General features: G+C 64.6%; 11 protein-coding genes. 8 read left to right on the forward strand and 3 right to left on the reverse strand.

Going from position 1 to position 12,109, the window contains the following annotated elements:
• The first annotated feature begins 12 nt into the window (after positions 1–12).
• Both lipA and BDD16_RS10060 read left to right on the forward strand, forming a co-directional pair.
• Positions 13–1,020: a lipoyl synthase gene (lipA, locus tag BDD16_RS10055; RefSeq protein WP_179633821.1), complete on the forward strand. Its 1,008-nt coding sequence runs from the start codon at positions 13–15 to the stop codon at positions 1,018–1,020.
• A gap of 105 nt (positions 1,021–1,125) precedes the next feature.
• The gene (locus BDD16_RS10060) at positions 1,126–2,841 is read left to right on the forward strand and encodes a hypothetical protein (protein ID WP_179633822.1); all 1,716 of its coding nucleotides are present in this window, start codon (positions 1,126–1,128) and stop codon (positions 2,839–2,841) included.
• Between the two features lie 257 nt (positions 2,842–3,098).
• On the opposite strand, the gene BDD16_RS10065 is transcribed toward BDD16_RS10060, so the two are convergent.
• The gene (locus tag BDD16_RS10065) at positions 3,099–4,055 is read right to left on the reverse strand and encodes an IS1595 family transposase (protein WP_179632313.1); all 957 of its coding nucleotides are present in this window, start codon (positions 4,053–4,055) and stop codon (positions 3,099–3,101) included.
• 114 nt (positions 4,056–4,169) lie between these two features.
• Here BDD16_RS10065 and BDD16_RS10070 point away from each other — a divergent pair, with 114 nt between their 5' ends.
• Positions 4,170–4,925 carry a hypothetical protein gene (locus tag BDD16_RS10070; RefSeq protein ID WP_179633823.1) on the forward strand — a complete coding sequence of 252 codons (756 nt, stop codon included), beginning with the start codon at positions 4,170–4,172 and terminating at the stop codon, positions 4,923–4,925.
• 154 nt (positions 4,926–5,079) lie between these two features.
• Here BDD16_RS10070 and BDD16_RS10075 read toward each other — a convergent pair whose 3' ends face one another.
• Positions 5,080–5,415, reverse strand: a complete 336-nt coding sequence (locus BDD16_RS10075) for a helix-turn-helix domain-containing protein (RefSeq protein ID WP_246332509.1) — start codon at positions 5,413–5,415, stop codon at positions 5,080–5,082.
• A gap of 19 nt (positions 5,416–5,434) precedes the next feature.
• On the opposite strand from BDD16_RS10075, the gene BDD16_RS10080 reads away from it, so the two are divergent.
• From BDD16_RS10080 to tnpC, 3 genes are read left to right on the forward strand one after another with little or no spacing between them, the layout of a single operon-like run.
• Positions 5,435–5,887 carry a transposase gene (locus BDD16_RS10080; RefSeq protein WP_246332510.1) on the forward strand — a complete coding sequence of 151 codons (453 nt, stop codon included), beginning with the start codon at positions 5,435–5,437 and terminating at the stop codon, positions 5,885–5,887.
• The gene (gene tnpB, locus BDD16_RS10085; protein ID WP_179633825.1) at positions 5,884–6,222 is read left to right on the forward strand and encodes an IS66 family insertion sequence element accessory protein TnpB; all 339 of its coding nucleotides are present in this window, start codon (positions 5,884–5,886) and stop codon (positions 6,220–6,222) included. Before BDD16_RS10080 ends, tnpB begins: the two co-directional genes overlap by 4 nt.
• Positions 6,223–6,241: 19 nt before the next feature.
• Complete coding sequence (gene tnpC, locus BDD16_RS10090) at positions 6,242–7,954, forward strand: IS66 family transposase (RefSeq protein ID WP_310733990.1); 1,713 nt, start codon at positions 6,242–6,244, stop codon at positions 7,952–7,954.
• 208 nt (positions 7,955–8,162) lie between these two features.
• Here the strand turns inward: tnpC and BDD16_RS10095 are convergent, their stop codons facing one another.
• Positions 8,163–8,474 carry a helix-turn-helix domain-containing protein gene (locus BDD16_RS10095; RefSeq protein ID WP_179633826.1) on the reverse strand — a complete coding sequence of 104 codons (312 nt, stop codon included), beginning with the start codon at positions 8,472–8,474 and terminating at the stop codon, positions 8,163–8,165.
• 224 nt (positions 8,475–8,698) lie between these two features.
• Between BDD16_RS10095 and BDD16_RS10100 the strand changes: the two genes are divergently transcribed.
• Both BDD16_RS10100 and BDD16_RS10105 read left to right on the forward strand, forming a co-directional pair.
• Positions 8,699–9,178: a hypothetical protein gene (locus tag BDD16_RS10100; protein WP_179633827.1), complete on the forward strand. Its 480-nt coding sequence runs from the start codon at positions 8,699–8,701 to the stop codon at positions 9,176–9,178.
• Between the two features lie 560 nt (positions 9,179–9,738).
• Positions 9,739–12,099 (forward strand): AAA family ATPase, encoded by a 2,361-nt coding sequence (locus tag BDD16_RS10105; RefSeq protein ID WP_179633828.1) that lies wholly within the window; start codon positions 9,739–9,741, stop codon positions 12,097–12,099.
• Positions 12,100–12,109 lie beyond the last annotated feature (10 nt).

Consider the following 12,109-nt stretch of genomic DNA (forward strand, 5'->3'; position numbering starts at 1 on the left):
GCGAGGCCCCGCATGTCCCAAGATCCGCAGAACACCCCCGTCGCCCCGACCACCGCGCCCGCCTACGACGCCACGGCCAAGCAGAAGTCGCAGGCCAAGACCTCGCGCATCCCGATCAAGATCGTGCCGGCCGAGACGCTGAAGAAGCCGGACTGGATCCGCGTCAAGGCCGGCTCGCCGACCACGCGCTTCTACGAGATCAAGGAGGTCCTGCGCGAGCACAAGCTCCACACGGTCTGCGAGGAAGCCAGCTGCCCCAACATCGGTGAGTGCTTCGGCAAGGGCACGGCCACCTTCATGATCATGGGCGACAAGTGCACCCGGCGCTGCCCCTTCTGCGACGTGGGCCATGGCCGTCCCGATCCGCTGGACGTGAACGAGCCGGCCAACCTCGCCAAGACGATCGCGGCGCTGAAGCTGAAGTACGTGGTCATCACCAGCGTGGACCGCGATGACCTGCGCGACGGCGGTGCCGGCCACTTCGTCGAGTGCATCCGCCAGATCCGCGAACAGTCGCCGCAGACGCAGATCGAGATCCTCGTGCCCGATTTCCGCGGCCGGGACGACCGGGCGCTGGAGATCCTGAAGGCCGCGCCGCCCGACGTGATGAACCACAACCTGGAAACCACGCAGCGCCTGTACAAGGAAGCGCGCCCGGGTTCGGACTACGCTTTCAGCCTGAACCTGCTGAAGAAGTTCAAGGCCCTGCACCCGGACGTGCCGACCAAGAGCGGCGTGATGGTCGGCCTCGGCGAGACGGACGAGGAGATCCTGGAGATCATGCGCGACATGCGCGCGCACGACATCGACATGCTGACCATCGGCCAGTACCTCGCCCCGTCAGGCCACCACCTGCCGGTGCGGCGCTACGTGCACCCGGACACCTTCAAGATGTTCGAGGCCGAGGCCTACAAGATGGGCTTCTCGCACGCCGCCGTGGGCGCCATGGTGCGCAGTTCGTACCACGCGGACCAGCAGGCGGCCCACGCCGGCGTGGGCACTGTGAGTGACTCGGAGTAGATAAGAAAATCTCGAAGCCATCGAGAAAATGACTAACTTTCTCGAAGTTAGTGAGAAAACGATCGAACACTGCCCTCCACAGAAGAGGGCGTGGGGGAGACAAAGATGGAACAGCCTCAGGCACCAGCGGGGAGCTTTGAGCCTCCGCCGCCTCAGATCCGTAATTTTCCGACAGGCCCTGGGCTTTGGCGGATCGATTGGTTCGGGCTGGTCATGTTCCCCGATCGGGCGATGCGGGCGCGTCAACCGTCGGTGCTCGTGTACCTGTCGCTGGTCGTGGCACCGAATGCACTGACCGACCCATCCGTGTTGCTGAAACCGGACGCCACGATGGCCCGCCGACAGACCAAGCGATGGGTTTCGGTCGGCACCCTGATGCTGCTACGCATCGGTGATATCTGGTCAGACCAGAAGCCCGTGGCTTCGCCGGACTACGAGTCCGCTGTCTTCGAAAAGCTCCAGATCAGCCGTGAAACCACCGACCTGATAAAGGCCGGCGTGAGCCTGGACAAGGGCTTGTTCCTTCTGCCGCTCGGCGAGCACCCCTGGCATGGAGAGAACACCCATTCGTATTGTTTGCGCGTGCAGCTACCCGACGGCCGATCACTCGTTGTGCCCTGCATGGAACTGATCCGTTTCTACTTCGGCTCATCCAGTGCGCTTCTGTCTCGGCTTTTTGATTCGCCTTTGCTGAAAGAGAACCTGTTCAGCAATGTCATCTTCAATCCGAAGACCAAGTGGATGAGCCTTGATCTGGCTGAGGGCCTTCCTCGGGCCAGTGCAAGCGATGTTGCGCGGATCGCTGGTAGCCACACCGCATGGTTGGCGGCACTGAGGATCGTGACCTCCTGTCTGAAGGCTTCCACAGCAGGGCAGGACATCTACCCGCAAGCCGTGTTCCCGTTCGAGGGCCTGACGGACCTGACCGTGACAGGAAAATGGCTTTCGCTTGGCGGCCGGGCCAACCAGACGTTTCTTGTCTATCACCTCGACGTTTGCACACACGAGTTCCCGTTCAACTCCGTTCGGTACCGGACCTTCAATGAGCGCAAACGGCGATCGTCGGTGATGCCAGGGACAGGCGCTGAAGCCAAGCCGAAAGTGGTCACGAAGACCGGCAAAGCAACCGAGCCTGGTCTGGTCGAGAAGGATGCTTCCACCACGCTGGGCGAAACCCAGGTTCCGGTCTGGCGAAAGCGACACTTCCCTGATCTTGATCGCAAGAAACTGGTGGGGCGTCGGAATCTGACCACACCGCCCCCGATAGTTTCCTCGGGGCCTGCTGCGCCGCCTGTCACTGAAGTGGCGGTCGGCGACCCTGGATCATCGAAGCGAGTGCGCAGCGTCATGCTGGCGGAATCCGCACCGCTGCAAGAACTTGGCATGCCGAACTTCCTGAAGTCGGTGGTGAAAGCGATGGAAGGCTTGGATCGCTTCGAGGTCAGCCTGCTGACTGCAAGTGACGACGATGGCTGGACTGTTCCCGTCGAACTGCTCAACGATGGTGATGGCGTGATCGCCAATGAACTGTTCATCGATCGCGACGGACGTTCGCAGCAACGGCGTGCTGCGGCATTCGGACTGTCTCATCAGTCCGAACATGCAGTTCTTGTGGTGCTGGAAGGAGAGCAGTTGATCCCGCTCGTCTACCCAGTCGATCAGGCAGGACTCCAGGATCCATGGCCGGCACTGCGTTGTGCGGCACAGGACTTCGTGTCCAAGGTGACCCATCCGAATCGGATCGATGTGGCTTTCTACAACGGGGACACGCCGAGCCAACGTGAGGCCATCAGGGGCTGGATCAGGGATCTGTGGGCGTAATCTGTGGCCTGCGGATGGCTGCTGCCTAGCACCCGGGCGTCATCGCCGAGTGCGAAGCATGCGCTCGCATACATTGAGATCTAAAAAATCTGAGGCAACAAAGCACATTTTTTGCGAACGGAACTTCTCCGTTTGCGGGGTGCTTTTTTATCGTTTTACAGTTGCAGACCAACTTTTTGTTGGCAACTTATTTGTAACACATCTTGAGGGGGACGAGAGCTGATGAAAGAATGCTTTGAAGTAATAAAAACACCTGATTAGCAACGATCCTCAGCATTCCCCCGAACGACCCGCTGAGCCCGAGGCTTGCACCGCGCGACATCGATGATGAGCCGAGCCACCAGCCCGCGCAGGTCGAACCGGCGGTTGAAGCGGTAGGCGAACGCTGCCAGATAGCTGCTGGCGTACTTGGGGTACTTGAACGCATGGAACGCACCCGACAACGTCGTCTTCAGGTTGCCCAGCACCGTGTTGACCCAGGTGAACTCGGGCAGCTCGCGCGGCTTGCGCTGGCCCACCACGATCGGCGTGTGCAGGCAGCCCGCGCTGGTGACCGCGGCGAAGCACCCCAGCCCGTCGCTGACCACCCGCGTTCCCGGCATCAGCGCCGCCTGCGCCCACTGGCCCACCGCCTCCAGCGTGAAGCCGCTCACCGGCGCGAGCTTGACGTACTGCGGATGCCCCTGGTCATCGACCGAGACCGCCGCCACGAACGGCACCTTGTTCTCCGAACCCCGGCCCGCCTTGCCGCCGCTGCGCTCTCCGCCAAGGTAGGCATCGTCGAGCTGCACCGTGCCGTCGAGTCGGTACTGGTCCACCCGCTCGGCCATCGCGTGCATGATCTTCTGGTGCATCAGCCACGCCGTCGGGTAGCTCACGCCCACCTGCCGCTTGAGCGCCAGCGCCGACAGTCCCGTCTTGGCCTGGCTGAGCAGGTAGATCGCCAGGAACCACGTCTTCAGTGGCAGCTTGGTGCTGGCGAACAGGCTGCCCGCGGTCAGCGATGTCTGGTGGCGGCAGCCGTTGCACTGGAACAGCTTGCGCGCCCCGTGGCCCACCACGTAGTGCGCCGCACTGCCGCAGCGCGGGCACTCGAAGCCCTGCGGCCAGCGCGCCTGCTTGACCGCCTCGGCGCATTGCTCTTCCGTGCCGAAGCTGGCCATGAACTCTGGCAGCGACATCCCCTGCTGGAACTGGATTCGGTTCATCGGCATGTGCTCGCTCCTGCGCTTGGTCTGTCTTCTACGCTACGCCTGATCGTCAGTTGGCACCTTGCTGAGAATCATTGCTAATCAGGTAAAAACATGTACATCCCGTGGGGATCGTGCATGACAACGAACGTATTTGATAGCAATGCTGGCCTGATCTGTACGGATAGCCGGTGGTCGATGCGTTTCGGAAGTTGGCTTCTCTACGTTGATGACGTCAATTATCACAAGATAGCACTGCGTTCGGACCATGCGGTCATGTTCGCAGGACAGTCGCTGCGCATTGATGAGTGGAAGGCTTGGCTTAGGCTGGATCCGTTTGATGTAACGCAGATGCCAAGCACAGAAGGCGTGGTTGTTTGCTTGATTCGGCTGTCTAGTGGGAAGGTAGCCTTCAAACGCGGTGTAGACGTTGAGCGCGATGGCGCCTACTTTGCGGGAAGTGGCAGCAGAGCTGCCGTTGAGTGCTGGATGCGCAACCGGTGCGCGCAGACTGCTGTTCAGTCCGCGATAGGCGTAGACGTTTGCTCCGGTGGAGAGGTGAAATTTTTTGATGTGAAGAAGAGGCAGCACAATCTGTCACCGGCACCTCAAACAGTAGCGTCATTGACCGATGTACATACAGCGATAACGACACGAGGAATAGTCATGAACATCTCTTCAACAAGAAGCTTGGCTCCCATACCCTTTGCCAAGTTGAAGTCTCTGGGCATTGATGGATGCACTGCGCAGGATCTGAGCGATCTGCAGCAGTTGGTGGCGAGTGTGGACAACAAGGAGTTGATGCTTTCAGCTCCCTGCGATGGCATGTACGAGGCTTGGACCGATGATGAGGTTCAGCGATGCAAGGAAGCCTTTCGAGAGGCGTTTTGCTGACTCTTTTGCTTTGTACTGAGCTAGAGCGCTCGCTTCGTGCGGGCGTTTTGCTTTGGTGGTGACTTGCATCCTCAATGTGGCATTGAGGCTTAAAAGCATTTAAGTTCTCCTAATTTTCATCATTTACGGTCATAGGCAGCCGTCCTGTGCTGTGTCATTCCGTCGCGACGTGGCCCTTTACCATGGCCTTCTCCACGAGCGTGACCAGCGCCCCAGCCTCATACCCCAGCGCCGCCGCCACTTTGAGGATCACGTGCAGCGTCGGCTGGTTCTGCCCCCGCTCGATCCGCCCGAAGTACGACCGCTCCACACCGGCCATGTAGGCAAGCGACTCCTGGGAGATGCCAGCCTCCAGGCGCGCCTGTCGGACCACACGCCCGAATGCAGCAGCCGTCGCCGGATCGAAGCTGGTCGAGCCGGGAGGTCTGTGAGCGACCAGCCATGCCCACTTGAAGGAGCTGGATAGCTCCGAGACGATGGTGTCCAGCAATGTGAATTGGTGGACAGCAATGGAACACAAGGACAAGACTCGGCGAGTGCACGACGCCGAGTTCAAGGCGAAGGTGCTGGGCGAATGCCGACAGCCTGGAGCGTCGATCGCGGCAGTGGCGCTCAGGCATGGGCTGAACGCGAACGTGGTGCGTCAGTGGCTGGCGGGTCGGGGAGTCAAGCGGGCAGGCCTGCTGGGACCTGGGTGTGAGGTGCCGGCGGCGGCGTCAGCACCCATGGCCATGGGCAACCCGGCGCCGGTGGTCGATGCCCAGTTCGTAGCGCTGGCCTTGCCAGCACCGGACAAGCCGCGGCCGAGCGCCGAAGACCCTGCCATGGCGAACCCGAGCACGCCAGACATTCACATCGAGTGGCGCAGCGGTGCAGCCCGGCTGACGGTGAGCTGGCCGGCAGCGCAGGCCGAGTCGTGTGCGGCGTGGCTGCGCGAACTGGCCGCCGGGGTGACGAAGTGATCCGCATAGACGCGCTGTGGGCATGCACGGCGCCGGTGGACATGCGCGCCGGGGCGGACCGGCTGCTGGCGTGTGTGGTGCAGACGCTGGGGGCGGCGCAGGCCCACCACGGCTACCTGTTCGCGAATGCGCGGGCCACGCGCGTCAAGCTGATCGTCCATGACGGCTGGGGGGTGTGGTGCGCGGCCCGGCGGCTCAACGCGGGGCACTTCGTGTGGCCGCGGGGGTTGGAGTCGAGCACCCCGCTGGCCCTGACGCAGGAGCAGTTCGATGCGCTGGTCGTGGGGCTGCCGTGGCAGCGGCTGCACGAGCGGCGGGTGATCACCCGGGTGTGAGCGGATGCCGGAGGCGCAATTGCTGAAGTTGCCGATGGCGGGGCTGGCCTCGTGCGGGCAGCATGGGCGCATGCATGACGTGGACGCGCTCCAGAGCCAGGACCTGAGGGGCCTGACGCCACAGGCCCTGGAGGCCCTGGCGCAGCACCTGCTGGTGCGCGTGCAGCAGCAGTCGCGCGAGATCGTGTGGCGGGACGCGAAGATCGAGAAGATCACGTTCGAGCTGGCGCGGCTCAAGCGCTGGAAGTTCGGCGCGCGCACCGAGGCGATGGATGCGCAGCAGCGACAGCTCTTCCTGGACACGCTGGTCGAGGACGAGGCGGACCTGCAGGCGCAGCTCGCCGAGTTGCAGGCCCGGCAGTCGCCGCCGCCAGTCACTCCCGAGAAGGCGCCCCAGCCGCCGCGCCGGCAGGCGCTGCCCGAGCACCTGCGCCGCGTGGAGCATCACCACGAGCCGGCCGACACCCACTGCCCGGCGGTGGACTGCGGCGAGCCGATGACCCGGGTGGGCGAGGACGTCAGCGAGCGGCTGGACATCGTGCCGGCGGAGTTCTTCGTGCACCGGCACATCCGAGGCAAGTGGGTCTGCCGGTGCTGCCAGCGCCTGGGCGTCGATCGCCTGGTGCAGGAGCCCGCCGAGCCGCAGCTCATCGAGCGGGGCATCCCGGCGAGCGGACTGGTGGCGTACACGCTCATCAGCCGGTTCGCCGACCACGTGCCGTACTACCGGCAGGAGGCGATCAATGCCCGCTCGGGCGTGCACACCCCGCGCTCGACGCTGGCCGCGTGGGCCGGTCAGGCGGGCGCGGCGCTGCACCCGCTGTACGAGGCGCTCAAGTGCTTCGTGCTGGGCAGCGCGGTCGTGCAGGCCGACGAGACGACGGTGGCCATGCTGGACCCGGGGGCGGGCAAGACCAGGAAAGCGTACGTCTGGGCCTATGCACGCGGGGAATTCGATCCCCAGCCCGGCGTGGTCTACGACTTCTGCCTGGGGCGGGGCAGCAAGTACCCGCTGGCCTTCCTGGGCGGGCTGCCCAGTCCACCCGACAGCCAGACCGACCGGCCCGCCGAGAACCGGGACCCGCCCTGGAGCGGCACGCTCGTGTGCGATCGCTATGGCGGCTATGACTCGGTGCTCGACCCCAAGGTCTTCCCGCAGCGCGTCTCGGCGGCCTGTGCCGCACATGCCCGGCGCAAGTTCGACGAACTCGCCAAGTCCGGCAAGAGCACCCTGGCCACCCAGGCGATCGTGCGCTTCGCGGCGATCTACCACGCCGAGAAGTCGTTCGCCGGCATGGACGACCCGACGCGAACGCAGGCCCGTCAACGTATCGCCGCGCCGCTGTGGCAGGAGTTGCACACCTGGCTCAAGCTCGAACGCGGTCGTGTCGCCGATGGCGGCGCCACGGCCAACGCCATCGACTACAGCCTCAACCATTGGGAGGCGCTGACGCGCCACCTGCTCGACGGGGCCGTGCCCGTGGACAACAACTATCTGGAGCGCCAGATCAAGCCCTGGGCCATGGGCAGGAAGGCCTGGTTGTTCTGTGGCAGCGAACTCGCCGGCCAGCGTGCAGCCGTGGTCATGAGCCTGGTGCAGTCGGCCAAGCTCAACGGGCTCGAACCCTGGGCCTACCTGCGCGACGTGCTCGATCGGCTGCCCACCCACCTCAACAGCCGCATCGACGACTTGTTGCCTCATCGCTGGCAGCCTCGGCAAATCCCGGACTGATCAGGGGTGCCTGACGGGGGATCGCTGGCCGCTCACGGAGGTCTGCCACGCTTGAGCGGCGTTTGGGGACGGGTGGTCATCCACCCGAGGTTCCCGGAGTCGTTCTATCTGGACCACGTTATAAAAAACGCAGGCCACATCGGATGCGTGACTGCTTGCGGCTCACTGCCCTGCTCATCACCCCACTCGCTCAGCCCGGTTGCCCAACCTACGACGGATCTCCCCGACGGATCCGCGCCACCCGCCGCGCCCGGAACATGGCGTCCGGAATCGGCAGCCCCTCCAGCCGGTTGTTCAACTCGCTCATGAAGGCCGAGAAATCGACATCCAGTGCGCGCAGCCAGGCCAGCAGTTCGATGACATCGAGTCGCCGCTCGCCGCGCTCGACCTTGCTGATGGTGGCCTGATCCCGGCCCAGGCGGATGGCCAGATCCGATTGACGCAAGCGCTGCGCTTCCCGGCTGCTGCGCAGCATGTCCAGGAACACGTGGTTGTGCCGGGTGTGGATCGACTTGAGCATGGCGACCTTTCTTGGATCACCCTAGACCCGTTGGCGCCGTATTCGGAAAGCGAATCTATGGCCTGACACCCTCGTCACCTTCGTGCATCCAAGTTGGTGTTTCGGCCAGCTTCGCACAAAATGAAGACGTTATAAATAACGCGAAGTTGGTGTCCCGCAGACTCAGTTCCGCGGGCACGCCAACCCTCTGCAATGTCTGCACACCCGTGCGCGACCTGACCACCATGACTGACCGCATCGGCGCCTTGCAGACCTACCCGGACGACGAATGGATGCCGGCGGATCCCCAAGCTCGGAGCGACTGCCGCTACTGGACGAGCGCCGAAATCGCCAGCGACTACTGGTTCCTCGTCGAGTTCCACGGTGATCCGTCGGCACGAGAGCGGCCCGTGCGCCAGATGTGGATCACCGTCTGTGCCGAGACGGCGGTCAAGTTGACCCAGCGACCGGACCAGGGTCCGGCCAGCCTGATGGCCTGCCTGCCCGCACCTCGTGATGGCCACACCGAACGCATCTTCCTGTTCGGCGAGGTCGAAGAAATCCTGGCGGATCAGACCAGTGACCGGCAGGTCGTTCGCTTGCGCGATGGCCGCGCGTTCTGGGTCGAGCGACAGGATGACTCTGGTGTTCGGTCCAGCACCCACTTGAGCCGCCTGTACGTCGCGCCGCCCGACAACCCTGCCTCCATGGTCTCTGCGCCGTAACCGGCTCGCCTTCCTGAGTCCGCACTGAACACCTACTGGACCGTTCAACCGCGTGATCGTCATGCTGTCAGGGTCGAGCGCTCCGGCGCCTCGAACGATTCTCTTCCTGCTTGTGGTGCTCATTCCGCCCGTCCGCGATCTCGCGACCGACGCTGGCACCTGCATCCACCCCTGTGCAACGCAGCACCTCCGCTGCGTGACAAGACCCCACCGATCCCTTCGGCCTCGGTGACTCATCCACCACCTCCTGTCTCGCCCTTGCGGTTCATGTCCTCTTCCAAGGGAAGCGGATCCGACCGACGGACCTCACCAAGCGCTGGTCCGCGCTGCCCGATGCCACTGCGCTGCCGCCGGTGGCTGCTCTGCAGGTCAAGCCTGCAGGCGTCCTGGTTGCATGACTGCGACCGTCCAACCGACCACTCCCCCTATCGCACACCACACCTAGACCGCCACGGCGCGACATGACAGCCATGAATATGAACCACACCCACCGCCCATCCAGGGCGCACAACACCTCGGCGCCTGGAGGCTCACCGAGTCGGCGGAAATCTGACGACGCCATGGCTGCAGCGATGCGGCGCGTGCGCACCGCGGTCCGAGACGGTGACGCAAACCGGTTGCTGGCGGCGATGGCCCGACAGCCCGATGTCGGTTTGCAGGGGGTGCTGTTCGGGGCCTGGACGGTGGCTTCAGGCGCCCTGGCATGGCGTCGGCCGGCGGGCGCGACAGCCATGACGCCTGAGCAGGTGCAGCGGGTCAAGCGGTGTCTGTGGGGATTGGCAGGTGATGCGGTCTGGGTGGAGGCGTCCGTTGACCTGCTGACCAGCGAGCCCCGCCGACTGGTGGCCCTGGCGCCGCAGCTTTCTCGACCCGAGGCGCTGGACCATCTGCTCGGAATGGTGGTGGCACGAGTGGCACTCGACCGGATGCCTGGGCGATCGGGTGGAGGATCCAGTGGCGGGGGCCATGAACCGTTTCGCCACCCCACGGCGGAGCGTCACGAAGCGCCTTCCGAGGGGCCGGGCGCGGTAGTGGGTGGCCGTGCCACCGAAGGGGATCCTTTGGCAGACGAACCGCCTCCAGTCCAGCGCATCCACCTGAAATCACCGGTGCTGGTCATGCTCGCCAGCGCAGAGGGTCTGACGGGGGTGGCGCTGGCCGCGGCCAAGCCTTTGCGTCTGGCACTGGATGAGCAACGCTCCCGCATCGCCCGGCTGGATGCCCTGGATGTCTGCGTCGACCGGCTGTGGGCCGTGATGCCCGAGGCTCGGGCTCTGGAGTGCTTGACCGAGGAGTTGCTGACGGCGGTCGAGACTGCGCTGCACGGGCCTCGCCACCGGGAGTTGCAGCTCAAGCCGGCTGTTCGTCGGATTGGCGTCAAGTGGCGCGATTTGCGAACAGAAGGTTGGGACAGTGACAACCCCGACGGACTGACCGACCTGCTGACCATCCCGGGTGCGGACCAGCTCAGAAAGGATCTGGCCCCGATCATGAGGCTGTGCTGGCGCGAACCACTCGACGAGCAGTTGCACGACACCGAAGAGGCGGCGGCGCTGATCCGGCTGCTGCGGCTCTACGTGCAGTTGAACCTGGACACCTCGCTGGACCAGCCGGCACAGCCGACGCTGAATGCGTGCGCGCGGGCATTCGGGATGTGGGCCGCGGTCGAGCAGCGGCTGCCGGACTTGCCGACACGCCCCGGTGGGCCCGCAGCGCTGTACTGGGACGAAGAGTCGGACGAGACTTCAGCCATGGAGCCTGGTGCCGCTCTGCGGGCGTTGCTGCGGGACAGCGTGCAAGTGCGTCAGCAGGCAACGTTCCAAGTGGCGGGTCACACCGACATCATGGACGCGGTGCACCCGCCATCGGCGTCGAAATCAGCGGACTCCAGTCCGATGACGCCGAGACCGACGTCAACACAGGCGGCGATCACCGCCGCGCGGGACGCGGCAGTGACCGCCTCGGCGATGGCGGTGGCGGCGCACCAGGAGATGCTGGCCGAGCGATTCCCTCAGCAGTCGCTGAGCACATTGGTCGAGCACACCACGTGGGTGGTGATCCGCGAGCCGATTGCGGAGATGCGCGACAAGGACGACCGCTTGATCCTGGCGTCCTATGAAGGGCTGCGGGTGCCGTTGCCACTGGCACTGCTTCCGGAGGCGGTCGAACTGGAAGCACGCATCGCGCAGTTGCACGCAGAATTCCCCTGGGCAACCCGGGCGATCGAGATCGTGGCGGGCGAGATGCTGGCCCGGCGCCGGCTGGGGGCGGTGAGCTTCGCGTGGGCGCCGATCCTGCTCGTCGGCCCGCCGGGTACGGGCAAAACTCGGCTGGCGCGGCGGCTGGCCGAGGTGATGGGGCTGTCGTTCCTGCCGCTGGGTGTCGGGGGCAGCAGCGACAACAAGCTGCTGACGGGGACAAACCGAGGCTGGGCCAGTGGCGAGCCGTCACCGATCGTGCGGGCGCTGCGGGACCGGCGGATGGCGCAGATTCTGGTGCTGCTCGACGAGGTGGACAAGTGCAGCCATCACACGGCAAACGTGGCACCGATCCAGGCGGCGCTGCTCGGGCTGCTGGAGCCGGAATCCAGTCGGAACTGGATCGACCCCTACTTGCAGGTTCCCTGCGATCTCAGCAAGCTGCTGTTCGTCGCGACGGCGAATCGGCTGGGGACGCTTGACGCGGCGCTGATGTCGCGGTTGCAGCCGGTGCTGGTGCCGACGCCGGAGCGGCGGCATTACCCGGCGATCATCGAGCAGGTGGTGCGGGATGTGGCCAGCGACTGGGGACTGCCGCAGGAGGTGATGCCGGAACTGGATGTGTCGGGCATTGCGCAAGCGGCGGGGTCGGTGCGGGAACTCGTGCGGCTGGTGCGCAGGGAGATCGTGCGGGAGGTTTCCTCCACCGGGGCTCGGCATTGAACAGACAAAA

This window comes from Sphaerotilus montanus (assembly GCF_013410775.1).
Lineage (GTDB): Bacteria > Pseudomonadota > Gammaproteobacteria > Burkholderiales > Burkholderiaceae_C > Sphaerotilus > Sphaerotilus montanus.